At 66.4% G+C, this 23,925-nt stretch carries 22 protein-coding genes and 1 riboswitch; of the genes, 15 read left to right on the top strand and 7 right to left on the bottom strand.

Translation table 11 applies throughout. The features are described 5' to 3' along the window. Positions 1-2: 2 nt before the first annotated feature. From rfaE1 to cysM, 4 genes are all read left to right on the top strand, one after another. A complete protein-coding gene (gene rfaE1 / locus C2862_RS07605) occupies positions 3-980 on the top strand; it encodes a D-glycero-beta-D-manno-heptose-7-phosphate kinase (protein ID WP_136219516.1) in 978 nt (325 codons plus the stop codon). A 240-nt stretch (positions 981-1,220) separates the two neighbouring features. Continuing rightward, a complete protein-coding gene (locus tag C2862_RS07600; protein ID WP_136219515.1) occupies positions 1,221-1,562 on the top strand; it encodes a DUF655 domain-containing protein in 342 nt (113 codons plus the stop codon). A gap of 86 nt (positions 1,563-1,648) precedes the next feature. Continuing rightward, entirely contained in the window at positions 1,649-3,013 is a 1,365-nt protein-coding gene (locus C2862_RS07595) for a M20/M25/M40 family metallo-hydrolase (protein WP_136219514.1), read from the top strand. Positions 3,014-3,224: 211 nt separating this feature from the next. After that, a complete protein-coding gene (gene cysM, locus C2862_RS07590; protein ID WP_136219513.1) occupies positions 3,225-4,127 on the top strand; it encodes a cysteine synthase CysM in 903 nt (300 codons plus the stop codon). Positions 4,128-4,235: 108 nt separating this feature from the next. Here cysM and C2862_RS07585 read toward each other — a convergent pair whose 3' ends face one another. The 5 genes from C2862_RS07585 to C2862_RS07565 form a co-directional block, all read right to left on the bottom strand. Further along, entirely contained in the window at positions 4,236-4,580 is a 345-nt protein-coding gene (locus tag C2862_RS07585) for a hypothetical protein (RefSeq protein ID WP_136219512.1), read from the bottom strand. A gap of 436 nt (positions 4,581-5,016) precedes the next feature. Further along, on the bottom strand, positions 5,017-6,210 hold the full coding sequence (mltB, locus tag C2862_RS07580; protein ID WP_136219511.1) for a lytic murein transglycosylase B: 1,194 nt from the start codon (positions 6,208-6,210) through the stop codon (positions 5,017-5,019). Continuing rightward, complete coding sequence (locus tag C2862_RS07575; RefSeq protein WP_136219510.1) at positions 6,207-8,225, bottom strand: DUF3488 and transglutaminase-like domain-containing protein; 2,019 nt, start codon at positions 8,223-8,225, stop codon at positions 6,207-6,209. Before C2862_RS07575 ends, mltB begins: the two co-directional genes overlap by 4 nt. Continuing rightward, positions 8,222-9,217: a DUF58 domain-containing protein gene (locus C2862_RS07570; RefSeq protein WP_136219509.1), complete on the bottom strand. Its 996-nt coding sequence runs from the start codon at positions 9,215-9,217 to the stop codon at positions 8,222-8,224. The genes C2862_RS07575 and C2862_RS07570 overlap by 4 nt, the downstream gene beginning before the upstream one ends. Before the next feature lie 4 nt (positions 9,218-9,221). Beyond that, the gene (locus C2862_RS07565) at positions 9,222-10,142 is read right to left on the bottom strand and encodes a MoxR family ATPase (RefSeq protein ID WP_136219508.1); all 921 of its coding nucleotides are present in this window, start codon (positions 10,140-10,142) and stop codon (positions 9,222-9,224) included. 151 nt (positions 10,143-10,293) lie between these two features. Here C2862_RS07565 and C2862_RS07560 point away from each other — a divergent pair, with 151 nt between their 5' ends. From C2862_RS07560 to C2862_RS07545, 4 genes are all read left to right on the top strand, one after another. Next, the gene (locus tag C2862_RS07560) at positions 10,294-11,226 is read left to right on the top strand and encodes a histone deacetylase family protein (RefSeq protein ID WP_136219507.1); all 933 of its coding nucleotides are present in this window, start codon (positions 10,294-10,296) and stop codon (positions 11,224-11,226) included. Between the two features lie 182 nt (positions 11,227-11,408). Next, positions 11,409-12,287, top strand: coding sequence for a hypothetical protein (locus C2862_RS07555; protein ID WP_229467337.1), 879 nt, complete (start codon positions 11,409-11,411; stop codon positions 12,285-12,287). A 7-nt stretch (positions 12,288-12,294) separates the two neighbouring features. Then, the gene (locus tag C2862_RS07550; RefSeq protein WP_136219506.1) at positions 12,295-13,491 is read left to right on the top strand and encodes a hypothetical protein; all 1,197 of its coding nucleotides are present in this window, start codon (positions 12,295-12,297) and stop codon (positions 13,489-13,491) included. A gap of 179 nt (positions 13,492-13,670) precedes the next feature. Beyond that, positions 13,671-14,564 (top strand): hypothetical protein, encoded by an 894-nt coding sequence (locus tag C2862_RS07545; protein WP_168710022.1) that lies wholly within the window; start codon positions 13,671-13,673, stop codon positions 14,562-14,564. A 57-nt stretch (positions 14,565-14,621) separates the two neighbouring features. On the opposite strand, the gene C2862_RS07540 is transcribed toward C2862_RS07545, so the two are convergent. Continuing rightward, a complete protein-coding gene (locus C2862_RS07540) occupies positions 14,622-14,882 on the bottom strand; it encodes a hypothetical protein (protein WP_136219504.1) in 261 nt (86 codons plus the stop codon). A 193-nt stretch (positions 14,883-15,075) separates the two neighbouring features. Between C2862_RS07540 and ylqF the strand changes: the two genes are divergently transcribed. The 7 genes from ylqF (at position 15,076) to C2862_RS07505 (ending at position 22,284) form a co-directional block, all read left to right on the top strand. Then, positions 15,076-16,023, top strand: a complete 948-nt coding sequence (gene ylqF, locus C2862_RS07535) for a ribosome biogenesis GTPase YlqF (protein ID WP_136219503.1) — start codon at positions 15,076-15,078, stop codon at positions 16,021-16,023. 166 nt (positions 16,024-16,189) lie between these two features. Then, positions 16,190-16,418, top strand: a riboswitch (cobalamin riboswitch). Between the two features lie 67 nt (positions 16,419-16,485). Beyond that, positions 16,486-18,477 (top strand): TonB-dependent receptor, encoded by a 1,992-nt coding sequence (locus C2862_RS07530; protein WP_136219502.1) that lies wholly within the window; start codon positions 16,486-16,488, stop codon positions 18,475-18,477. Between the two features lie 4 nt (positions 18,478-18,481). Then, a complete protein-coding gene (locus tag C2862_RS07525; RefSeq protein WP_136219501.1) occupies positions 18,482-19,522 on the top strand; it encodes an iron ABC transporter permease in 1,041 nt (346 codons plus the stop codon). Continuing rightward, positions 19,519-20,319: an ABC transporter ATP-binding protein gene (locus tag C2862_RS07520; RefSeq protein WP_136219500.1), complete on the top strand. Its 801-nt coding sequence runs from the start codon at positions 19,519-19,521 to the stop codon at positions 20,317-20,319. The genes C2862_RS07525 and C2862_RS07520 overlap by 4 nt, the downstream gene beginning before the upstream one ends. Next, on the top strand, positions 20,316-21,188 hold the full coding sequence (locus tag C2862_RS07515; protein ID WP_136219499.1) for a cobalamin-binding protein: 873 nt from the start codon (positions 20,316-20,318) through the stop codon (positions 21,186-21,188). Before C2862_RS07520 ends, C2862_RS07515 begins: the two co-directional genes overlap by 4 nt. Before the next feature lie 116 nt (positions 21,189-21,304). Then, positions 21,305-21,973, top strand: a complete 669-nt coding sequence (locus C2862_RS07510) for a thiol:disulfide interchange protein DsbA/DsbL (RefSeq protein ID WP_136219498.1) — start codon at positions 21,305-21,307, stop codon at positions 21,971-21,973. Further along, a complete protein-coding gene (locus C2862_RS07505) occupies positions 21,970-22,284 on the top strand; it encodes a hypothetical protein (RefSeq protein ID WP_136219497.1) in 315 nt (104 codons plus the stop codon). Before C2862_RS07510 ends, C2862_RS07505 begins: the two co-directional genes overlap by 4 nt. A 111-nt stretch (positions 22,285-22,395) precedes the next feature. On the opposite strand, the gene C2862_RS07500 is transcribed toward C2862_RS07505, so the two are convergent. Then, positions 22,396-23,691 carry an ATP-binding protein gene (locus tag C2862_RS07500; RefSeq protein WP_136219496.1) on the bottom strand — a complete coding sequence of 432 codons (1,296 nt, stop codon included), beginning with the start codon at positions 23,689-23,691 and terminating at the stop codon, positions 22,396-22,398. Positions 23,692-23,925 lie beyond the last annotated feature (234 nt).

Here is a 23,925-nt window from a genome sequence, read left to right as displayed (position 1 = left end):
CGATGACGAACTCCATCCCCAGCCGCCTGCTCGACGGCGCAGATTACCTGCACACCGCCGCCCCGAAACTCGATACCGTGCGCATGCTCGTCGTCGGCGACGTCATGCTCGACCGCTATTGGTTCGGCGACGTCTCGCGCATTTCGCCGGAAGCGCCGGTGCCGGTGGTGCGCATCGAGCGCCGCGAAGAGCGCCTTGGCGGCGCCGCCAACGTGGCGCGCAACGCCGCCGCCCTCGGCGCCCACAGCGGCCTGCTGGGCGTGGTCGGCGCCGACGAGGCGGGCACGCAAGTGGACAGCCTGCTGCGCGACTCCGGCATCCACAGCTACCTGAAGCGCGACGAAGCCATCTCCACCATCATCAAGCTGCGCGTCATCGGCCGCCAGCAGCAGATGGTGCGCATCGACTTCGAGGACGCGCCCACCGAGACCGTGCTGCGCGACAAGCTCACCCAGTTCAAGGCGCTGCTGCCGGACTACGACGTGCTGATCTTCTCCGATTACAACAAGGGCAGCCTGGTGAACGTCGCCGAGATGATCCGCGCCGCCCGTGCGGCCGGCAAGATCGTGATGGTCGATCCGAAGGGCGACGATTTCTCGCCGTATGGGGGGGCCAGCATGCTCACGCCGAACAAGTCGGAACTGAAGCGCATCGTCGGCAGCTGGAAGGACGAGGAGCAGCTCACCGCCAAGGCCCAGGCCCTGCGTGCCGAGCTCGGGCTCGAAGCCCTGCTGCTGACGCGCTCGGAAGAGGGCATGAGCCTCTACACGGACAAGGAAGTGCTGCACGTGCATGCCGATGCGCGCGAGGTGTTCGATGTGTCGGGCGCCGGCGATACCGTGATTGCCACGATGGCCGCCATGCTCGGTGCAGGCGCGCCTTTGGATGTGGCTTTGGCCACGGCAAATCGCGCTGGTGGAATCGTTGTCGGCAAGCTCGGAACTGCAACCGTCACCCGCGAAGAACTCTTCCCAGGTTGATTTTGTAGGGGTGGGTCAGGCCAATGGCCTGGCTCACGGTTTCACCGGGCATTCATGCCCACGCGGTACGGCGCATCCATGTCGAAATGGCGTTTCGAACCGCAACGGTGCGATACCGCGTGGGCATGAATGCCCACCCTACTGACCTACATCAACCGTACCCGGTCAACGCTCTCCATCCCGCCACGTTAATGGCCACGGGCGGCACCCGCCGTCCGCTACCTGAACGGAGAGACACTGATGATCAAGAAACTGATGCTTGCCATTGCCGCGCTGGCCGCTTCGACCAGCTTCGCGTTTGCCCAGGTCGACGTCAACAAGGCCGATGCCGCCGCCCTCGACGGCGTGAAGGGCGTGGGTCCGAGCATGTCGAAGGCGATCCTGGAAGAGCGCAGCAAGGGCGAGTTCAAGGACTGGGCCGACTTCCAGAAGCGCGTAAAGGGCGTGGGCGACAAGAAGGCGGCCAAGCTGTCCGAGGCCGGCCTGCAGGTCAACGGCAAGGGCAAGGAAGGCGTGGCCGCCAAGCCGGCCGCGGCCAAGGAAGCGAAGGCCAAGCCGGCCGACACCAAGGCCAGCACCTGAACGCGCAAGCTGCGCGTGTAAATACTGCAACAAACAAGGAGGCATGAGAAGATAGGGAATCGACTGCAACGTTTCCAAGGAACCTCATGCCTCGCCTCAGCATTACCGCCGGCCTCGTCGCCGGCCTGTTCGCCGCCAGTTCCCACGCCGCACCGACCGCTCCCGACGTCACCCGCCACCAGGCCCAGATCGACAAGATCGTCGTCGAGATCTCGCCCAAGCGCATCGACGCCTACATCCGCAAGCTGGTCAGCTTCGAGACCCGTCACACGATGTCGGACACGACCTCGGACACCACGGGCATCGGCGCCGCGCGGCGCTGGATCCGCTCGGAACTGGAGCGCTGCGGCGCCGGGACAAGCCTGCAGGTGAGCTTCGACAGCCACATCGCTCCAGTCTCGGCGCGCATTTCGCGTCCCACCGAAATCGTCAACGTCGTCGCCACGCTGCCCGGCACCCAGGATGCCTCGAAGGACCGCCTCTACGTGGTCACCGGTCACTATGACTCGCGCAATACCGACGTGATGGATGCGAGCGGAAAAGCGCCGGGCGCCAACGACGACGCTTCGGGCACGGCCGCCGTGATGGAACTGGCCTGCGTGATGGCCAAGTACAAGTTCGACGCGACCCTGGTCTTCATGGCCGTTGCGGCCGAGGAGCAGGGCCTGCTCGGCGCCGGCCACTGGGCGAAGACGGCGCGCGAGAAGAACCTGAACGTGGCCGGCATGTTCACCAACGACATCATCGGCAGCTCGCGCGCCGACGACGGCCGCGTCGACAACAAGCAGGTACGCCTGTTCGCCCAGGGCGTGCCGGCGACGAAGGAAATGAGCGAGACCGTGCGCCAGCTGGTGGCAACCGGTGGCGAGAACGACTCGATCTCGCGCCAGCTCGCGCGCCACGTGAAGGAGCAGGGCGAGCGTTACGTGAAGGGCTTCAAGGTCAACGTCATTCAGCGCCACGACCGCTACCTGCGCGGCGGCGACCACATGCCTTTCCTCGAGCAGGGCTACGCCGCGCTGCGCTTTACCGAACCGAACGAGGACTTCTCGCACCAGCACCAGAACCTGCGCACCGAGAACGGCAAGGTGTATGGCGACCTGATCGAGTTCGTCGACGTCGACTACACGGCCAAGGTGGCCAAGGTGAACGCGGCGGCGCTGGCCTCGCTGGCCCTGGCGCCGAGCGCGCCGCAGGGCGTCAAGGTGCGCACCGACAAGCTGGTGAACGATTCGACGCTGGTGTGGCAGGCCAATCCGGAGCCGGACGTCGCCGGCTACCGCATCGTCTGGCGCGACACCACGGCAGCCGGCTGGCAGGGTGCGAAGTTCGTCGGCAATGTGACGGAAGCCACGATCAACATGTCGAAGGATAATTACTTCTTCGGCGTGCAGGCGGTCGACAAGGACGGCAACGTCAGCGTCGCTTCGTATCCCGCGCCGTTGCGCTGATGTTGTAGGGTGGGCACTCCGTGCCCACGCCGTATGGCACGGATGCGGGTCGAAACGTTTTTTCGACCCGGATGCGCTGCGCCGCGTGGGCACGGAGTGCCCACCCTACGCCCCTCAATTGGAGTACACGACAGCGATCCCGACCCCTCTCCATACGCGCTCTTGCGTCCCGGTTTAGAATGGCGTTTTGAAGACAAGCAAGAGAGCAAGCATGGCCTATAAAACCATCGAAGATACGATCGGCAATACCCCGCTGGTGCAGCTGGTGCGCATCGGCGGCGCGGATGCGGCGGCGCGCAATAACGTCATCCTGGGCAAGCTCGAAGGCAACAATCCAGCCGGTTCGGTGAAGGACCGCGCGGCGATGTCGATGCTGAAGAACGCCGAGGAACGCGGCCAGATCAAGCCGGGCGACACCATCATCGAGGCGACCTCCGGCAACACCGGCATCGCGCTGGCCATGGCGGCGGCGATCCGCGGCTACAAGATGATCCTGCTGATGCCGGACAACCTGTCGATCGAGCGGCGCCAGAGCATGGCCGCCTACGGCGCCCAGATCGTACTGACGCCGAAGACGGGTGGTATGGAATACGCGCGCGACATGGCGGACCAGATGCAGAAGGACGGCAAGGGCATCATCCTCGACCAGTTCGCCAACCAGGACAATCCGCGTGCGCACTACGAAACCACGGGGCCGGAAATCTGGCGCGATACCGAAGGCCGCATCACCCATTTCGTCAGCGCCATGGGCACGACCGGCACCATCATGGGCGTGTCGCGCTACCTGAAGGAGCAGAACGAGGCGGTGCGCATCATCGGCGCCCAGCCGGAAGAGGGTTCCTCGATCCCGGGCATCCGCAAGTGGCCGCAAGCTTACCTGCCGAAGATCTTCGACAAGTCGCGCGTGGACCAGGTGGAAAACGTCAGCCAGGCCGCTGCCGAGCAGATGGCGCGCCGGCTGGCGGCGGAAGAGGGGATTTTCTGCGGCATCTCGGCCGCCGGCGCCTGCGAGGTGGCGCTGCGCATTTCGCAGACCGTGGAGAACGCGACCATCGTGTTCATCGTCTGCGACCGCGGTGACCGCTATCTGTCCACCGGCGTGTTCCCGGCTTGATCAAACGGGCAGGCATGACAAAAGGGGCGATCGCATCGCCCCTTTTTTTCGCCCACTGTTTTCTTTCAAGGCCGCATGCAGCAGCGGCCCGGAAAGAATCTGTGGGAATTACTCGCCGCTCGACGCGCTTGGCGCTGCGCCTTCTTTTGGCTTGAACTGCTTGTCGCTGATGCGGAACTTGTTGCGGCGGTCGCCCATCAGGTAGCGCAGGTCACGGATCGACAGGTCGCTCACTTCGTGCATGCGGATCAGGAGCGATGCGCCGACCGGCAGGCGGTGGTGGCGGATCTTCGAGATGACCGGCGGCGCCACTTCCAGGGCGCGCGACAGGGCTGCGTCGTTTTTCAGGCGCAGATTCTCGATCAGGGTGTCCAGCAGACGGTTCGGGTTGTACTGCAACAGCTCATCCGACTCCGCGTCGCTGCTCATATCAATGCCGACTTGGTTTGTCATGATTTCAAATATTCCTATGTGGGTTACGGAAAGTCTTGCGGTTTCGTTTCCGGAAGTTCTTTCTCAAAAATCTACTCAATTGTACAACTAAATCAGGCTCTAGTACTTATGAGCAATAGAATTCGGTGCGAAGCCTCGGCTCTGTTGTCTAATCGCAACAATAGCCGCAATGCAATTCTCTCACAAACTCACGGAAAAAATAATTGTTTTTTGATTAAACTTAAGTGTAGAGGAAACAGAAGTTGCGCCGCGCACGTTTCAAAATGATATGCACGAATAACAACATCGGAGGGGGTATGCCGCGCCTGCGAATGTTTCCATAGAGTACAGAAACGGGCGGGAGGGGATACACCGGGGGAGTACCCGGTATATGGAAGAGCTGCGCCGGGGAAAGAAAGGGCGCAGCTTCCTTACAACTTGTTACAACTTTCCAACACTACAAGGCCTGTGCCATCCGTGCCTCGCGCACGGCCCGGCCCAGGTCGATCACCGACATGGCGTAGAAATAACTACGGTTGTACTTGGTGATGGCAAAGAAGTTATCGTTCGCTACCCAGTACTCGGTCGCCTCGGCGCCGTTCTGCAGGTCGACCAGTCCATACAGCCGGTGCGCCGGCAGCGAGGCCGGGGTGATGACGCCGGCCGCTTCCAGCTCGTCCGGACGCAGGGTGGCTTCCAGGCCGCGGCCGAGCAGCGGTTCCCAGGCGCGGTTGGCGGAGACGTCGACCGGCATCACGTTCGGGCCGGTGTCGCTCGGCTTCCAGCCATGCTCGATCAGGAAGTTGGCTACGCTGCCGATCGCATCCGAAGTCGAATTGCGCAGGTCGATGTGGCCGTCGCCGTCGAAGTCGACGCCGTATTTCAGGATATTCCCGGGCATGAATTGCGGCATGCCGACGGCGCCCGCGAAGGAGCCGAGCAGCGAGAACGGATCGATCTTTTCGTGGCGCGCCAGCAGCAGGGCGTTTTCGAGTTCGCTGCGGAAGAATTCGGCGCGCGCCTGCTTGTTCGGCGCGTCCGGGTAGGCGAAGGCGAGCGTGGTCAGCGTGTCCAGCACGCGGAAGCGTCCGGTGTCGCGGCCATAGATGGTTTCGACGCCGATGATGCCGACGATGATCTCGGCCGGCACGCCGTAGGTCGCTTCGGCACGCGCCAATGCCGCTTCGTTCTCGTTCCAGAAGCGCAGGCCGGCATTGATGCGGATCGGCTCGATGAAGCGCGCGCTATAGGCTTGCCAGTTTTTCGGCTTGCCCGGCGGCGCCGGCTTCACCAGCTGGACCGCCGAATCGACGAAGCGCACCTGGCGCATCTGCGCTTTCAGTTCGGTGCGGTCGAAGCCGTGCTTGGCGACCATCTCGTCGACGAAGGCGCTGACGGCCTGCCATTCGCCGAAGTTGATCGGCTCGCCGGTGTAGTCGATGGCGGACACGGCCGCAACGGCTGCCGCCACGGCCAGCGCTTTACGTGCTTTAGGCGCGGTCTTGGCGGCCTTGGCCTTGTTTTTCTCTACCTTGGCCTTGGTCTTCACGACCTTGGCCTTGGACGGAGGATGCTTCGCCGCGGCGTCGGCATCGATGTGGGGAGCTGCTGCAAAAACGAGTGCTGCCAGGGCTGATACGAAAGATTTCATCGAACTTGCGAAAGTAAGCGCTTCAGGGTCGCGGCCAGATGGGTGTCCTTGGCCGCAACGGGGCGCGGCGCATAGCGCCAGGCGCTGTACCGGCCGAGGAACTCGGCGGCCGCCGCTTCCGCGGGCGGTGCGAGCCGGGCTTCGGCGCGAATGCGCGCACTGTAGGCACTCGGGCTCTCATCTGCCGCTCGCGCCAGACCCAGGCGGGCCAGGCGCGAACACAAGGCCGAGTATAGCGCATCGACCGGGTCGATTTCCCGGCGGCGCAGGAAGATTCTCCATAGGAGCAACACAGTTATCAGGGTGGCTAGCAAGACTGGCATGCGCCAGTCGAACAGCGAAGCGCGCACGCTGTCGACCACGTTTTGCTGGCGCTGCGGCGTGTAGTTCAGCACCCACTGGTTCCAGCCGTTGTTGACGGCACCAAAGGCATAGCGCATCTGCGCCAGCCACGAGTTGCCGCCGCCCTGCGCCATGAAGCGGCCCAGGCCCTCGATGCCGAAGGGCGGACGCGGTGGGATCGCGCCCTCCAGGCCGCGCCGCACCCGTTCCGGCGCCACCGCGGCGGTCGGATCGACGCGCACCCAGCCTTGCCCGGCCAGCCAGACCTCGGCCCAGGCGTGGGCGTCGGACTGGCGTACGGTGACGTAGCCATCCAGGGGATTCAGCTCGCCGCCCTGGTAACCGGTGACCACCCGTGCCGGCACCCCGGCGGCGCGCATCAGGAAGACAAAGGCACCGGAATAATGTTCGCAGAAGCCGGCGCGGCTGCCGTAAAGGAAATCGTCGACGGCGTCGCGTCCCAGCAGGGGCGGGTTCAGCGTGTACACGTAGTTCTCGCGCCGGAAGCCGGCAAGCACGGCCTCCACGCGGCGGCGCGGATCGCGCTCGGCGCGCAGGCCCAGGCCGGCCAGCAGCGCGCGCGGATTGCTGTCGGCCGGCAGTTGCAGCCAGTGATCCGCATCCGGCGGCAGCGCCTCCTTCTGCAGCCGGTAGTCGAGGAAGGACAGCATCCGGTAGCGCAGGCGCGACTCGAGCGGCGAGGCGGCCATGAGTTCGAATTCGCCCGAGACGTCCACGCGCTTGCCGTCCAGCTCGGGCAGGCTTTGCGGCATCTCGAGCGCGAACAGCCAACGGGTCGAGGAGGGCTCGAGCGTGATTTCATACGTTACCGGCTTGCCGGCCACGGTCAGCGCCAGCGGCTCTTGCGCCGTGCGCTGGCGCGTGCGGGCGTCGAGGCGGGTCCAGGTGCGTCCGTCGTAGGCGCCCAGCACGGGGCCGCGCCAGTACAGCTGTTCCTGGCGCGGTACCGGGCCCTCGAAGCGCACGCGGAAGGCGGTCTCGCCCGACTGCGCCAGGTTCGCCATCGTCCCGGGCGCCATCGTTTCCGACAGCCCCGAGCGCGCGCCGATGGCGTCGCCCGGCACGCCCCACAGCGGCCCTTCGATACGCGGGAACAGGAAGAACAGCGCGAGCGCCAGCGGCGCCGCGAGGCCGAGCAGTTTCGCGCTCATCAGGAAGCGCTGGCGCAGCGGCGGCACCGCGCCCGTGAACTGGAAGCTCAACTGCGCCGTGAGCAGGGCCAGCACCGACAGGGCCATCAGCAGCGCCGTGCCGATGCCCTGCTCGTAGAAGAAGTTGGTCAGCACCAGGAACAGGCACAGGAACACGACCACGAACAGGTCGCGCCGCGCATGCATCTCGAGCATCTTGAAGGCGACCAGCAGCACCAGCATCGCGACTCCGGCATCGCGCCCGAGCAGGGTCTGGTAGCTGTGGGCGACGCCGAGCATGGCGCCGGCCGCCAGCGGCAGGAGCAGCAGGCTGGGCGGCATGCGCTTGCCCTGCAGCGTGATGACGCCGCGCCACAGCAGGGTGACCGCGCACAGCGCCGACACCCAGAGCGGCAGGTGGGCGACGTGGGGTGCCAGCACCAGCAGGGCGCTGAAGAGCAATAGCAGGGTGTCGGCCTTGTCGCGCGAGAGGCCCTGGAAGGATGTCAGCAAGGCCTTCACCGCGGCGCTCCCAGGCCGTGCAGCGCCAGCGCGCGCAGGCAGGCCGCCGCGTGAGCGGGACCGCTGGCCGCCTCGAAGGACGTGGCACCCAGGCGGAAGGCGTAGGGCAGGGCGCGGCTTTCCGCCTCCAGCACCCAGCGCGTCATGCGCGACAGGCGCAGTTCAAGGTCGAGCCGCGGCGGCAGCGCGGCCAGGTCGAGCACCAGTTGGTCGCGCGCGCCGCCCTCGAAATGCTTGGTGACGAGCTGGCCGCCGTCGAGCGGGTCGAGGCGGGCAATCTGGCGCCAGGCCAGGCGGCGCAGCGGGTCGCCCGGCTGGTAGGGACGCACGCCGGCGAAGTCGTCCTCGCCACCGGCGCCGCCGCTGATGCCCGCTGCGCGCGTGCCGCTGCCGCGCGGCAGGGCCGGCGCATCCTCCTCGGGGAAGGGATAGACCAGGGCGTGCAGGTCCGGCTGCCAGTAGCTCCAGGCGCGAAACAGCCCCAGCGGAAAGCGCGTGCTCAGCACCAGGCGCGGGGCCGCCAGCCAGCCGCGCTTGTCGGTCGGGACGGACAGGCGCAGCGTGGTGTCGGCGTTGGCGGCGACGTCGGCCGCGTGGCGCGGCGCGCCCGTTCCCGCGCTGTCGACCCAGATGGCGTAGCGCGGGCGCGTGCTGGCGTTAATCAGCTGCAGCTCGAAGCTCGCTTCCTGTCCGGCGAAGACGGCCGGCGTGCGGCCGGCCTTCAGGCGCAGGTGAGCCAGGTTGCGCCAGGTGAGCACCATGTCGACCAGGGCGCAGGACAGGGCCAGGAAGGTCAGGGCATAGCCCAGGCCCAGGTTGTAGTTGATCGACCCGATCAGCAGCACCAGCAGCAGGGCGCCGAAGCCCAGGCCGGGACCGGTGGGCAGGATGTAGATGCGGCGCTGGCCGAGGAAGAGTTCGCTCGTGGCGCGGGCTTCGCGGCCCAGGCGCCATGGCGCAGCTTCCGCGTGGAGCGGGCCGGTACGGTCCATGGGCTTACACCGGCACCGATTTCTGCAGCTGCAGCACCAGGTCGCGGCTGGCTTGCGCCATGCCCTGGGCCGATTTCAAAGGCCGCAGGCGGTGCGCGCAGACCGGCACCAGCACCGCCTGGATGTCCTCCGGCAGCACGTGGTCGCGTCCCTCGAGGGCGGCCCAGGCGCGTCCCGCCTGCAGCAGGGCCAAGGCCGCGCGCGGCGACAAACCTTCGGCGAACAGGTCGCCGCTGCGCGAAGACTGGGCCAGGGCCTGCACGTAGTCGATCAGGGCGCTGGAGGCATGGATCGAACGTAGTGCCTGCTGCGCATCGATCAGCTCCAGCGGGTTCATCGCCGCCTCGATCGAACGCAGCATCACGCGCCGGTCCTCGCCCATCAGCAGGGCGCGCTCGGCGGCGGCGTCCGGATAGCCCAGAGAAAGGCACATCAGGAAGCGGTCGAGCTGCGACTCGGGTAGCGGGAAGGTACCGACCTGGTGCGCCGGATTCTGGGTAGCGATGACGAAGAAGGGCTCCGGCAGCGGACGGGTCATGCCGTCGATGCTGACCTGGCGTTCTTCCATCGCCTCGAGCAGGCCGGACTGGGTCTTCGGGGTGGCGCGGTTGATCTCGTCGGCCAGCAGCACTTGCGTGAAGATCGGGCCCGGGTGGAAGGCGAAGCCGTTCTTCTCGCGCTCGTAGACCGAGATGCCGGCCACGTCGGCCGGCAGCAGGTCGCTGGTGAACTGCACGCGGTTGAACTTCAGGCCCAGCGACAGCGCCAGCGCATGGGCCAGGGTGGTCTTGCCGACGCCCGGCACGTCCTCGATCAGCAGGTGGCCGCCGGCCAGCAGGCAGGTGAAGGCGAGGCGCACCTGCTGGTCCTTGCCGACCACGATCTGGCCGACCTGGCGGGCGGCGGCGTGCAATTTGTTGAACATGCTTGAGGTTCCCATGGTCGAATGTGCGGTGCCCGGACGGGCATGGTAGATTAGCGACATCGGCAACTATTCTTTCCACGCAGCGGCACCATCCGGATGATTCTATGCGAGAACGGAACATCCCGGTGGTTGGCTGAGCAGCAGGACGATCATGAGCACAGCAATCTTCAGCCATCCCGACTGTCTAAAGCACGACATGGGCGCCTGGCACCCCGAGTGTCCGGGCCGCTTGCAAGCCATCGAAGACCAATTGATCCTGGCCCGGCTCGACGGCCTGCTCGAACGCCGCCTGGCGCCGCTGGCCGAGATTCCCGCCATCCTGCGCAACCATACCGAAGGGGCCCTGGCGCTGGTGCGCGACCACGTGCCGGCCAATCCGGGCGACACTTATCCGCTGGACGCCGACACCCTGTTGTGCCACGCCAGCTATGACGCGGCCCTGCGCGCGGCCGGCGCCGCCCTGGCCGCGACCGACGCCGTGCTCGCGGGCGACATCGCCAATGCCTTCTGCGCGATCCGCCCGCCCGGCCACCATGCGACGCCGAAAGAGCCGATGGGCTTCTGCCTCTTCAACAACGTCGCGATCGCGGCGCGCCACGCGCTCGACGGGCACGGCCTGGAGCGGGTCGCCATCGTCGACTTCGACGTCCATCACGGTAACGGTACCGCCGACGCCTTCCGCGACGATCCGCGGGTGCTGATGGCGAGCTTCTTCCAGCATCCCTTCTATCCGTATTCCGAACCCGAGCCGATCACGGCCACGAAGGTCAACGTGCCGGTACCGGCGCGCAGCGGTGGCGACGTGGTGCGCCAGGTGGTGCAGGAATACTGGCTGCCGGCTTTGCACGCCTTCAAGCCGCAGATGATTTTTGTGTCGGCCGGCTTCGACGCCCACCGCGACGACGATATGGGCGGCATGGCGCTGGTCGAATCGGACTACGCCTGGATCACGCAACAGATCATGCAGGTCGCACGCGAGCACGCGGGCGGGCGCATCGTCAGCTGCCTGGAAGGCGGTTACGATTTGTCGGCCCTCGGCCGTAGCGTCGTTGCACACCTGAAAGTTCTAGCGGAACTTGATTAAAGGCAAATATTCTTTGCATTTGCAGTAAAACAACGAAATATTCTTCTCTCCCGAGTTCAATTGACTCACCTCTAGCTCAGGCATACAGTCGGCAGAGCCGCAGGACGCGGCAACGCCTGGCTCAGCCGGCAGTGATGGCCCGATACAGGCGTCCACATAAAAAATGGAGAACGGAGATCATCGTGAAGAAAGCATTACGATTGGTAATGGCGGTCTGTCTCATGGCCGTATCAAGCTTCGCTGCTGCAACGAACTACACGCTCTGGATCAACGGCCGCACCGGCGGCGGCGTCATCGGCAACTACGACAGCTGGACCTACTGGGGCCCCGGCACCACGGCCGCCGGCATCAACAAGAAATCCGTCAACTGGGACGGCCGCAACAGCATCGCTTCCCAAAGCGGCTATATCCGCAACGCCCTCGACTGCTTCTGCACCGGCAATAACTGGTGCTATGTCGTGACCCATAGCGCCGGCGACCTGATGATGGGCTACGTCATGGCCAACTACGGCGGCTCGGCGCGCGTCAAGAAGAACGCCGTCGCCAATTCCTCCGGCGTGTGCGGCAACAGCGACGGCAGCTCGCAGACCGGCTGGAACATCAAGTGGGTGCGCGCCGCGTCGGGCGCGGGCGGCGGCTCGGAACTGTCCGATGCCGGCTCCTGGACTACCTCGGAACCGCTGGTGCAGGACCTCAAAACCACCACCGCCCGCGCGATGTACAACCACAACACCACGCGCAACGTCTGGTTCTACATGTACGCCGGCGCCAAGGGCACGGCCTATTCCGGCATCCTGCCGGGCCAGGACGACGAGGCCGTGGCCTACCACAGCACCGGCGGCGTGGCGGGCAGTTCGGGCGGGTCCTACTGCAATCCGAGCGACTGGTTCTGCAACGACCTCACGCTCGGCACGGCGGCCAACGAAGGCGGCTCCCTGAAATGGAGCTACCACTCGGTCAGCTTCCGCGACGATAACGAGGCCTATAACCACTACGCCAATGGCAACTGGGGCGGCATCGTCGGGGTCGTCCGTAGCGCCGTGGTGAACAGTGCCCTCTGAGCGTTTCATGAAACGCTGGCTGCCCATCGTCTTGATCGTAGCGCTGCTGGGGGCGATCGCCTGGCTGGCGCTGCGCGGCGACGAGCAGCCGGCCGCCGCCGTGGCCGCCACCCCCGGCGGCGCGCCGCAGGGGCCGCAGTTCTTCGGCCAGGTCGCCGGCCAGCCGCAAGCCGCACTGCCCGGCGATCGCGCGCAACAGCGCCGGCAACTGGTCGAATACGTCGAGCTGACCGACCACACCTATTGCAGCTACCGCGAGGGCAGCACCTATCCGCCGGGCTCGCAGCCGATGTCGCGCAATCCCGACCAGGCCTACCCGAACCGGCCGGTGCTCGAATCGAATCCGATGCGCGGCGAAGACCGCCGCAGCAATCCGGACATCCTGCTCCAGACCTCGCAGTCGCGCGTGTATCTCGCAGCCGGCGAATCCGTCGCCTTCTCGTTGCGCGCGGTCGACCCCGCCGGTGCCGCGGTGCCGCTGGTCGTCACGCGGGCGCTTGCCGCCGGCATCGTGAACACGGGCGGACGCAGCACGCCCCAGGTGCCGCTCACGTTTGCCGAGGACGGCACTGGCGCCTTTGCCGGCGTGCTGACCCCAAGCCAGACCGGACTGGCCGGTTTCGACGGCACCATCCGCACCGAGGTGCGCTACACGGCGGGCGGCAAGAACGGCGTGCTGATCTTCGACGTCATCCATTCGCCGCAGGTGCCGGCCGTCTGGGCCGGGCCGCCGCGCGAGGCGATGGAAGACGGCGCCCTGGTCTTCGTGCTGCGCGCCGACGTGAGGAAGCCGGGCCGCTACATCGTCACCGGCCGCGTCGACGATGCCCAGGGCCGGCCCTTCGCGCTGGCGACCTTCAACGAGGTGCTGGGCCCGGGACCGAACGACATCAAATTGACCGTGTTCGGCAAGCTCATGCACGACGGCAAAGCGGCGCTGCCCCTGCGCCTGCGCGACGTCGACGGCTACCTACTGAAGGAAAACACCGATCCGGACCGCGAACTGATGCCTCGCCTGGAAGGCAATGTGCTGACCAGCCGCAAGCGTTCGCTCGAAGGCGTGTCGGAGGCCGAATGGGAGAGCGAGGAGCGCCAGCGCCACCTGAACGAATTCGCCAAAGACCGCAAGGGCGCATTCGAGGCACTGGCGAAGTTCGATCCTGGCCAGCCGCTGCCGCCGAGCGCCTGCGGGCCGGTGCAATAGCCTTTGCGCCCGTTTCGGCGCCGCTCTCGCAGGCGGCGCCGGTTTCAATCCACCGTCCGGTATGCTTTTCCCAACACCGCTGCGTGCACGATTGACGCCTGGGTGCGCTCCTTACAAGAATGCTTGTTAGCGGTCGGCCGTCGCCACGTCCCACTGCAACCAGAACGATGGAGGATGACATGGGACGATCCGCACGCCTTGCCCTTTCATTTTGCCTGCCCGGCCTGCTTTTTGCGGGCACTGCCGGGGTGGCCGGCGCCACCAACTACACGCTATGGATCCACGGCCGCACCGCCGGCGGCGCGATCGGCAACTACAACGATTTCGCCTACTTCGGCCCGAATACCGTGGCGGCCGGCGTGAACAAGAAAGCGGTCAACTGGGACGGCCGCAGCGGCGTCGCCTCGCAAAGCGGCTATGTCCGCAACGCGCTCGACTGCTTCTGCACGGGCAACAACTGGTGCTATATCGGCGTTCACAGCGCCGGCGACATGCTGCTCGGCTACACGCTGGCCAATTACGGCGGCACGCCGCGGCCGGTGACCAACGCCCAGGCCAACGCGGCCGGCGTGTGCACGGCCGGCACGGGCGCCATGCAGACCGGCTGGAACATCCGCTGGGTGCTCGTCGCGGCCGGTTCGGCCGGCGGCAGCGAACTGGCCGACATCGGCGCCTGGACCACCAGCGAGCCGATGGTCCAGCAGCACAAGGTCGCCACCGCGCGCGCCCTCTACAACCACAACGATACACGCGGCGTCTGGTTCTACAACTACGCCGGCGCGCGGGGCACCCTGTATTCGTTCACCCTGCCGGGCCAGGACGACGAGGTGGTGGCCTACCACAGCTCCGGCGGCGTCTCGGGGACGGGCGGCAGCTCCTTCTGCAATCCGGGTGACTGGTTCTGCAACGACCTGACGCTCGGCTCCGGCACCAACCAGGGCGGGCGCGCCAAATGGGGCTACCACTCGGTGATGTTCCGCGACGACGGTGAAGACTACGGACACTACACAGGGCGCAACTGGGGCGGGATCACGTCGCTGGTGCGGCGCGATATGGAAGCGTGGGCACGCTGAAGGCGGGGGAGGGATGGGCAATGCTCGCCCATCCCGGGAATACGGCGTAGGCCCGGGTCATCCGGCGCCCGCCCGTGTTGCGCGTTTTTCCGCGCCGCTCGGCCGCTTGCCGACCACATAGACCACGTACATCGGCTGCGCCACCGTGCCCTGCGGGTGCGCCAGCTCGGTTTCGCGCACCACGCTGACCGGGCTGGCTGGCCGGGCCGGGGCCGTTCGCTCGGCCGGCTGGTCGAGGCAGGCCGCCAGGATCAGCCCTCCGAAAGCCCCAAAGATCCATACCTCGACGTTGCGTGCAAACTGCGTGAACTGCGCCATGAGTCTCTCCTTCACATTGGATGCGGGCGGCCGGGAACGGCCGTCTCCTCATCCTGCCCGTCCAGCCTGACTCGATATTGCAACGAATCAAGCCGAAATCATTCCTATTGGAAACAGAACCACAGCCGAAGGGGACGCCTGGGTCAGGCCAGCGTAAAATACCGCCTCGTTCGCAGAAATTTGAAAGCACAGCATGTCGATACAATGGTTCCCAGGCCACATGAACTCCGCCAAGAAGCAGGCGGAGGAGCAGATGGAGTTCGTCGATCTCGTGATCGAGGTCCTCGACGCACGCCTGCCCGAGGCGAGCTGCAACCCGCTGGTCGACCGCATGCGCAAATTCCGCCAGCGTCCGGTACTCAAAATCCTGAACAAGATCGACCTGGCCGACCCGGCCGCCACGGCCGCCTGGAAGGCGTATTACGATGCCCAGCCCGGCGTCACGGCCTATCCGATGACGACCAAGAAGCCGGCCGACGTCGCCCGCATTCCCGCGCTGGCCTTGTCGCTGGCACCGCACCGCGGCGTGCCGACCAAGCCCCTGCGCATCATGATCATGGGCATCCCGAACGTCGGCAAATCGACGCTGATGAACGCACTCCTGAAAAAGCGCGTGGCGAAGGTCGGCGACGAACCGGCCGTCACCAAGACCCAGCAAAAGCTGTATCTCGACAAGCACACCGTGCTGGTCGATACACCGGGCCTGATGTGGCCGAAGATCGAGATGGCCAGCGACGGCCTGATGCTGGCCGCCAGCCACGCGATCGGCACCAACGCGCTGATCGAGGAGGAGGTCGCCTTCTTCCTGGGCGACGTCCTGCTCGAGCGCTACCCTCAGCTGCTCACGGCCCGCTACGGCTTCAAGACCGAGGGCCTGGACGGCATCGGCGTGGTCGAGAACGTGGCCGCGCGCCGCGGTTTCCGCGTACGCGGCGGCGAGTTCGACGTCGAGAAGGCGGCCCACGTACTGCTGCACGATTACCGGAGCGGGGCGCTGGGACGCATCAGTCTCGAAACCCCCGAGACGCGCGCCGCCCGTCTGGAAGCGCATCGCGTCGAGATGGAAGAGAAGGCGCGTATCGCGGCCGAGAAAGCGGCGTTGAAGGCCGAAGAGGCGATGCGCGGCAAGCGCGGGACGTAACAGCGTTTCGATAGTTCATCGGGTTCGTACCGCGTGGGCATGCCCACCCTACGTTACGCAACGGTTCCGTGAATTTGCTACGGAAGGTGGTGCACCGTAGGGTGGGCATGCCCACGCGGTCATGCTATGAATACCCGCGCCGCCAACCCCAATCGCTTGTCAGGTATATAATCTGCCCCGTTCTGGTGCCCGCGCACGCAATCCGCATGCGCAGTTAAACGGGAAACACGACGCCACGGCGCCTCCGGCGCCCGGCCAACGTGTGCTGCCCCCGCAACGGTCAACAAGCGTCGCCCCCGGCGACAGGCCTTCTCGAACACCACTGTGCACGGCGCAGGAAGGTGAGACGGTCTTGCTTGCTAGCCCGGATACCGGCCAGAACAGGTGGATGCCGCCAGGCGGCATCCGTGGAATCCGCCTGCGGGGACGCAGGGCGGATGCACTTTATCGAAGAATCACAACATGACTTTTGCTGCTGTTTCGAACGGCGCGCCGGCCCTCAAGCCGCTCGCGCTGGCCTGCGCCGTTTCCCTTTCCCTGTTCGCGAACGTCGCCCACGCCGACGAGCAAGCCCTCACCACCGTCCACGTGACCGGCGCCCGCTTCCCGAGCGACGCCGCCTTGCCGCCGGTCGGCGCGACCGTCATCACGGCCGAGGAAATCCGCAATGCCGGCGTCAACGACGTCAACGCGGCGATCCGCAAGATCGGCGGCGTCTACGGCCGCCAGAGCCTGACCGGCTCGCCCGACTTCGGCCTCGACCTGCGCGGCTTCGGCACCAACAGCGCCCAGAACCTGGTGATCCTGGTCGACGGCGTGCGCATGAACGAAAACGAACTGACCGATGCCGTGCTGTCGACGATTCCCGTCGATACCGTCGAACGCATCGAGATCACGCGCGGCGGCAGCAGCGTGCTGTATGGCGAAGGCGCGACCGGCGGCGTGATCAACGTCATCACCAAGCGCGGCGCGGAGCAGGGCTACCATGGCACCGTCGTCGCCGAAGCCGGCCAGCGCCACCAGTTCGACGCGCGCGCCTCGCTGCGCCATGGCGCGGGCCCGCTGTCCTTCGACCTCGCGGCCGACCGCCAGGGCACCCACAACGACCGCGAGAACGCGGCGTTCCGCCAGAAGAGCATCAGCGGCGGCGTCCAGTGGGCGCAGGATGCGACCCGCGTCGGCCTGCGCGTCGAGAGCGCGCGCCAGGACCAGCGCTTCCCGGGTTCGCTGACGATCGAACAGTTCGAGCAGAACCCGCACCAGACCAACACCCCGACCGACTTCGGCACGCTGTCCACCGACCGCGTCACCGCCTTTGCCGAACAGCGCATCGGCAGCGTCGAACTGGCCGCCGAGCTGTCGCACCGCGAACGCGAAGTCAGCTCGAACTACGATTTCGGCGGCTTCGTTTCCGAGTCGAGCTACCGCAGCCGCCAGACCCAGTTCTCGCCGCGCCTGCGCCAGATCACTCGCTCCGGCGGCCTGCTGAACGAGGCCGTGGCCGGCGTCGACCTGGTCCGCTGGGAGCGCGGCGACAATCTGGGCTTCGGCACCTGGGTCCGCCAGCGTTCGAATGCACTCTACCTGCGCGACGAGATGCGCTGGGACAGTGCCTTGAATGCGCGCCTCGCCGTGGGCGGGCGTCACGAAAAGTTCAAGAAGGACAGCAGCGCCCCCTTCGAGCCCGGCAATCCCTTCTCCGGCCCGCCGAACGGCAGCCGCTCGCTGAACGCCTGGACGGTCGAAGCCAGCATCGATCCGCTGGCCGGCGTCACCGTGCACGCGAAGGCAGGGCAGAGCTACCGCATCGCCAACGCCGACGAGAACGCATTCCGCTCCAGCACCGGCCTGCTCGAACCGCAAACCTCGCGCGACCTGGAACTGGGCGTGACGGTGGGCGACAAGACGCGCCAGGTGTCGGCGCGCGTGTTCCGCCACCGCCTGCGCAACGAGATCTTCTTCGATCCGACCGTGACTCCGCTCACGCCCTTCGGCGCCAACACCAACCTCGATCCGACCCGCCGCCAGGGCGTCGAGCTCGATGCCGCCGCCGACCTGGGCGCCAACCTGCGCCTGACCGGCCACGTGCAGCACGTGCAGGCCGAGTTCACCGATGGCCCGAATGCGGGCCGCGACATGGTACTGGTGCCGAAGAACGTGCTGACCGCGCGCCTGGCCTGGCTGCCGGGGAATGGGCACAGTGCCGACATCGGCGCGCAATATGTGTCGAAGCAGCGCTATGGCAGCGACTTCGCCAACGATTGCGGCGCGCGCATGCCTTCGTACACGACAGTCGACGCGCGCTATGCGTACAGGACCGGTCCATGGGAATTCGCCGTGAATGGCCTGAACCTGGCCGATCGCCAGTACTACAGCCAGGCCTTCGGCTGCCGCAGCGGCATCTATCCGAGCGACGGACGCCAGCTCAAGCTGTCGGCGCGTTACGACTTCTGATGTCGTGAACACCTTCGCCGCCACCTCGCTCGCACGCAGGCGCGCCACGCTGGCGCTGCTGGGCGCGTGCGCGCTGGCGGCGCTGGTCGGCGCGGGCCTGGCCGGTTCGGTGGCGGTACCCGTCGCCGAGCTGCCGCACGCGCTGGCGGGCCTGCTCACGGGCAGTCCCGACGGCATGGCGGCGACCCTGCTCGACTTGCGCCTGGGCCGCGCCAGCAGCGCCTTCGTCACCGGCGCGGCGCTGGCCCTGGCCGGCGTCATGATGCAGGCGCTGGTGCGCAATCCCCTGGCCGACCCGTATGTGCTGGGCGTCTCGGCCGGCGCCGCCGTCGGCGCGCTGGCGGCGCTGCTGTTCGGCGCGGCCCTGTGGCTGGTCGACGTCGGCGCCCTGATTGGCGCGGTGGCGATCTCGCTGCTGCTCTACCTGCTGGCGCGCCGTGATCTGGGCGGCGGCAGGGGAGGCGTGCGCACGGGTGAGTCCGGCGTGCTGCTGCTGACCGGTGTCGTACTCGCCTCGGCCTGCATGGCCCTGGTCACCCTGATGCTGTCGGTGGCGCCCGAGTCGCGCCTGCGCGGCATGGTGTTCTGGATGATCGGCGACCTCGCCGGCACCAGTTGGCGCCTGCTGCCGTGGGTCGTGCTGGCGGGCGCGCTGCTGCTGGCCCTGCGCCAGGCGCGCGCACTGAACGTGATGGCCCTGCATGCCGATGCCGCCGTCACCCTCGGCGTCAATGTGGCGCGGCTGCGCCGCTTTTTATTCATGTGTTCCGGCCTGCTGACGGCCTGCGCGGTCACGACCGGCGGCAGCATCGGCTTCGTCGGCCTGGTGGTGCCGCACGCCTGCCGCCACGCCTTCGGTCCGGACCATCGACTTCTGCTGCCGGCCGCGGCGCTGGCCGGCGGCGGCTTCCTGGTGCTGGCGGACACGCTGGCGCGCACCGTGCTGGCGCCGCAGCAGCTGCCGGTGGGCGTGCTGACCTCGCTGATCGGCGTGCCCGTGTTCCTGTTCCAGCTTCACCAATTACATGTACGCCATCCCCGATGATCGTCACCCATGACCTGACCCTGCGCGTCGATGCGCGCCTCCTGGTGGAACGCCTGGACTGGCGCGTCGACGCCGGCCAAAGCTGGTGCGTGATCGGTCCCAACGGCGCCGGCAAGAGCACGCTGCTGCGCACGATCGCCGGCCTGCGTCCTCTTGATGCCGGCAGCGTCACGTTGAAAGACAAGCCGCTGCCTGAATGGCCGCTGCCGGCGCTGGCGCGCGAGCGTGCCTACCTCGCCCAGTCGCGCGGCGACGCCTTCGCCTACCGCGTGATCGAGACCGTGCTGATGGCGCGCCACCCGTATCATGCCGACCGCTACTGGGAAGGCAGCGACGACCATGCCGCCGCCGAGCTGGCGCTTCGTACTCTGGATGTGCTGCACCTGGCCCAGCGCGACGTGCGCACGCTTTCCGGCGGCGAACGCCAGCGCGTGGCGATCGCCGCGCTGCTGGCCCAGGACACGCCGCTGCTCCTGCTCGACGAGCCGGCGAATGCCCTCGACCTGGCGCACCAGGTGGCGATGACCGGGCTGCTGGCCGGCCTGTGCCGCGAGAAGGGCCGCGCGATCGTCAGCATCGGCCACGATTTGAACCTGGCCTGGAGCGGCGCCACCCACGCGCTGCTGCTGCATGGCGACGGCCAGTGGCGCGCCGGACCGGTGGAGGAGGTGATGCGTGCCGACCTGCTCGGCGCCTGCCTCGGTCACCCGATCGCCGTGATCGAGCATGGCGGACGCACCATCTTCCTGCCCGCCGCGGATGCGGGCAGTGCCGTGCCGCTGCGGAGAGTCCAATGAAAGCCCTGCTGTGCGCGGCGCTGGCGCTGTGTGCCACGTTGGCCCAGGCGGCCGTGAGCGTGACCGACGACAGCGGCAAGCAGGTCGTGCTGGCGCGTCCGGCCCAGCGCGTGATCTCGATGGCGCCGCACGTGACGGAATTGCTGTTCGCGGCCGGCGGCGGCGCGCGCATCGTCGGCGCCATGAACTACAGCGACTATCCCGAAGCCGCGCGCACCATCCCCCTGATCGGCTCGAACAGCCAGATCGACCTCGAGCGCGTGATCGCCTTGAAACCCGACCTGCTGATCGTCTGGCAAAGCGGGAATACTGCGCGCCAGATCGAGCAGCTTGCCAGCCTCGGCATTCCCGTCTTTCACAGCGAGCCGCACAGCTTCGCGCAAGTGGAGTCCAGCCTGCTGCGCTTCGGCCGCCTGCTCGGCACCGACAAGGCGGCCGGCGCCGCGGCGGCGCAGTTCCGCGCCAAGGTCGAGGGCCTGCGCACGCGCTACGCCGCCCGTCCGCCCGTCAGCGTGTTCTACCAGGCCTGGGACAACCCGCTGTTCACGCTCAACGGCGAGCAGATCGCCAGCGACGCGATCCGCGTCTGCGGCGGCCGCAACATCTTCGCCGGCCTGAAGACGATCGCGCCCCAGGTGAGCGTCGAGGCGGTGATACAGGCCGATCCGGACGCCATCGTCGGCGGCAAGCTCTACACGCCGCAAGACCGGGGCCTGTCGATCTGGCAGCCCTACCGCGGCATGCGGGCGGTACGCCACAACAACCTGTTCACGCTCGACGAGGAACTGCTGACCCGGCCGGGCCCGCGCATCGTCGATGGCGCGGCCGTCCTGTGCCTGCGCCTGGACGAGGCGCGCCGACGAAGGTAAGCAGGCGTTTCACCGGTAAGCAAATGCAAAAAACGGCGCGCCCCTCCTTGGGCAGGGCAAAAAAGTGGTAATCTCGCGTCGTTTTCTTCAATTTCACACAGAAGGACCTCGACCCTATGCGCCGTTCCCTGCGTTTTGCTCTCGTCGCCGCCAGCCTGGTAGCCGGTACCGCTTTCGCTTCGCCCACCAATCCGCAGAACGGCGTCGAATACGTGACGCTGGCTGCGCCCCAGCCGGTGCAAACCGTCGGCAAGAAAGTGGAAGTCATCGAATTCTTCGCTTACCACTGCCCGGCCTGCTATGCGCTGGAAGCGCCGCTGATCGAGTGGGCGAAAAAGAACGCCGACAAGGTCAACTTCCGCCGCATCCACCTGCCGTTCCAGGGCGCGAACGATCCGGAAGCGCACCTGTTCCTGACGCTGGAAGCCATGGGCAAGGAAGCGGAACTGCATCCGAAGATCCTGAATGCCGTGCACGTGCAGCGCGTGCGCCTGATGAAGGACGACCAGATCATCGACTGGGTCACCAAGAATGGCGGCGTCGACAAGGCGAAGTTCATGGAAACCTGGAATTCCTTCGGCGTCGTGACCAAGCTGCGCCGCTTGCCGCAGACCGGGGCGACCTACCAGGTGAGCGGCACGCCGACCCTGATCGTCGACGGCAAGTACCAGACCTCGCCGGGCCAGGTCGCCGAAAAGCTGAAGATCAATGACCGCAACCAGATCGTCCAGGCGCATCTGCAGGTCCTCGATGCGCTGGTCGCAAAGGCAGCCGCCACGAAATGAGTGAAGGTGAACGCAAAGTCCTGGAAATGTACGAGGGCGCCCGCCCTCGTGAAGAGGACTTGTTTGAAACCAGCCATGTGAACCACTACGCGTGGTCGCTGGCCGTGATCCTGCTCGGCCTCGTCGTCTGGCTCTGCATTGCGCTCGTCAATGCGGAGAACCAGCGTTATGCCCTGATGACGAACAAGTGTCCCGATCCGGTCTTCAAGACCGGCATCGACAAGGCCTGCCTCTACACCGTGCGCTCGCGCGAGCATTGGTGGGAGCACCTGTGGTACGCGTTCATACACGTTAAGCCCGAGCACAAATAAACGCGTTTCGACATGCCTGCGCCGTACCGCGTGGGCATGAATGCCCACCCTACCGATTATTGTAGGGTGGGCACTTGTGCCCACGCGGTACGGCGCCCGCATATCGAACCGCTACAGCATCACCACAAACCTCGCCCCACCCAATTCCGACGCTTCTACCTTGAGCGTCCCCCCATGCGCCAGCACCGCCTTGCGCGCAATCGACAGGCCCAGTCCGAAGCCCCCAGTCGCCCGATCCCGGCTCCGGTCCAGCCTGTAAAACGGCTCGAACACCCGCTCGCGCTCTTCCGGCGGAATCCCCGGCCCGTCATCCTCGACCGCAATCAGCAGGCGTCCGCCTTCGCGCCGCGCCGTCAGCCTGATCCGCGCAGCCGCATACTTCTGTGCATTGCGCAGCAGATTCGACAGCGCCCGCCCCAGCAGCCGTGCATCGCCCTCAATCGCGCCGGCATCCGGACTGCAAACGAGCTCCAGCACCGGCTCGCCCGGCGGCAGGGCCGCCTCGGCGCTGCGCAGCAGCCCGGCCACCTCCAGCGTTTCCTTCTGCAGCGGCTGGCCGCTGTCGAGCCGCGCCATGCCGAGCAGCTCGTTGACCAGGGCGTTCAGTTCCAGCACGTCGCCTTCCATCGCCGCGATACGTTTTTTTAGGGCCGGATCGAGCGCCTTGGCGTCCAGCAGCTCGAGCGCGAATTCGAGGCGCGCGATCGGCGTGCGCAGTTCGTGCGAGACGGAGTGGAGCAGGGTCTTTTGCGCCACCAGCAGTTCCTCGATGCGGTCGGCCATGTGGTCGATCCGTTCGGCCAGCGGATAGATGCTGGCGGATGGCTGCATGCGGGCGCGCGCCGACAGCTTGCCGGCGCCGAACTCGTCGGCCACCCGCGACAGCGACTGCAGGCCCTGCCAGTGCGAACGCGACCACAGGGCGATCGGCACCAGCAGGGCCAGCGCGACGATCACATAGCGCACGGCCTCCATCTGCAGCGCCAGGCTGACGTCGATCGGCAAGTCCTGCACGTGGATCACGTCTTCCTCGCTGCCGATGTAGCGCTCGCCCTTCAGGTCGACGCGGCGATAAAAGGACTTGCCTTCGACATCGAGCACGACCTCGCCGCGGTCGAGGGCGCCGAGGCTGGCGGCGGGGAGGAAGGAGCGCGCCTTGGGCAGCGGGATCAGGTCGAAGCGGGTGCCGGACACCTCGCGCACCCGGTTCAGGCGCGCCAGCCACTGGTCGGTGGGCGCGGCGTCGACATATTGTTCGATCAGGAAGATCTGGGCCGAGGCCTGGCGCCGCGCGATGTCTTCCAATGGGTCGCCGAACAGCCGGCTCATGGCGAAATAGATGACGAAGGTGGCGGCCGTGATCGACAGCATCACCAGCATGAAGAAACGGAAGAAGATCCGGTTCACCCGGGCGCTCCTCTTTGCCGCGCTTCACTTTTCCGTCTTGCTTGGCCGTGCAGAAACATGATTATTCTCCTGGCGGCATTGTATCGGAGCAAAGATAGCCTTGCCAGCTTACAAATTCGCGACAATTCGGCGACAACTGATAAGAGTTTGGAAAGTTTTTAGGCGTTAAGATGTTCCGCATCAGGTTTTCCGTTTGCCCACTCGACATGCGAGTGTCGGTGGGCTTTTTTATTC

It is taken from the genome of Massilia sp. Mn16-1_5 (assembly GCF_004798585.1).
In the GTDB taxonomy this organism is placed as follows: Bacteria; Pseudomonadota; Gammaproteobacteria; order Burkholderiales; family Burkholderiaceae_D; genus Telluria.
Note: the sequence above shows the minus strand (reverse complement) of the source record. Positions and strands in the feature narration are given on the sequence as shown.

What these genes read in the sequence shown, in the direction of transcription:
- rfaE1 (WP_136219516.1), top strand. Translation starts at nt 3, where the DNA reads ATGACGAACTCCATCCCCAGCCGCCTGCTCGACGGCGCAGATTACCTG.
- C2862_RS07600 (WP_136219515.1), top strand. Translation starts at nt 1,221, where the DNA reads ATGATCAAGAAACTGATGCTTGCCATTGCCGCGCTGGCCGCTTCGACC.
- C2862_RS07595 (WP_136219514.1), top strand. Translation starts at nt 1,649, where the DNA reads ATGCCTCGCCTCAGCATTACCGCCGGCCTCGTCGCCGGCCTGTTCGCC.
- cysM (WP_136219513.1), top strand. Translation starts at nt 3,225, where the DNA reads ATGGCCTATAAAACCATCGAAGATACGATCGGCAATACCCCGCTGGTG.
- C2862_RS07585 (WP_136219512.1), bottom strand. Translation starts at nt 4,580, where the DNA reads ATGACAAACCAAGTCGGCATTGATATGAGCAGCGACGCGGAGTCGGAT.
- mltB (WP_136219511.1), bottom strand. Translation starts at nt 6,210, where the DNA reads ATGAAATCTTTCGTATCAGCCCTGGCAGCACTCGTTTTTGCAGCAGCT.
- C2862_RS07570 (WP_136219509.1), bottom strand. Translation starts at nt 9,217, where the DNA reads ATGGACCGTACCGGCCCGCTCCACGCGGAAGCTGCGCCATGGCGCCTG.
- C2862_RS07565 (WP_136219508.1), bottom strand. Translation starts at nt 10,142, where the DNA reads ATGTTCAACAAATTGCACGCCGCCGCCCGCCAGGTCGGCCAGATCGTG.
- C2862_RS07560 (WP_136219507.1), top strand. Translation starts at nt 10,294, where the DNA reads ATGAGCACAGCAATCTTCAGCCATCCCGACTGTCTAAAGCACGACATG.
- C2862_RS07550 (WP_136219506.1), top strand. Translation starts at nt 12,295, where the DNA reads ATGAAACGCTGGCTGCCCATCGTCTTGATCGTAGCGCTGCTGGGGGCG.
- C2862_RS07545 (WP_168710022.1), top strand. Translation starts at nt 13,671, where the DNA reads ATGGGACGATCCGCACGCCTTGCCCTTTCATTTTGCCTGCCCGGCCTG.
- C2862_RS07540 (WP_136219504.1), bottom strand. Translation starts at nt 14,882, where the DNA reads ATGGCGCAGTTCACGCAGTTTGCACGCAACGTCGAGGTATGGATCTTT.
- ylqF (WP_136219503.1), top strand. Translation starts at nt 15,076, where the DNA reads ATGTCGATACAATGGTTCCCAGGCCACATGAACTCCGCCAAGAAGCAG.
- C2862_RS07530 (WP_136219502.1), top strand. Translation starts at nt 16,486, where the DNA reads ATGACTTTTGCTGCTGTTTCGAACGGCGCGCCGGCCCTCAAGCCGCTC.
- C2862_RS07520 (WP_136219500.1), top strand. Translation starts at nt 19,519, where the DNA reads ATGATCGTCACCCATGACCTGACCCTGCGCGTCGATGCGCGCCTCCTG.
- C2862_RS07515 (WP_136219499.1), top strand. Translation starts at nt 20,316, where the DNA reads ATGAAAGCCCTGCTGTGCGCGGCGCTGGCGCTGTGTGCCACGTTGGCC.
- C2862_RS07510 (WP_136219498.1), top strand. Translation starts at nt 21,305, where the DNA reads ATGCGCCGTTCCCTGCGTTTTGCTCTCGTCGCCGCCAGCCTGGTAGCC.
- C2862_RS07505 (WP_136219497.1), top strand. Translation starts at nt 21,970, where the DNA reads ATGAGTGAAGGTGAACGCAAAGTCCTGGAAATGTACGAGGGCGCCCGC.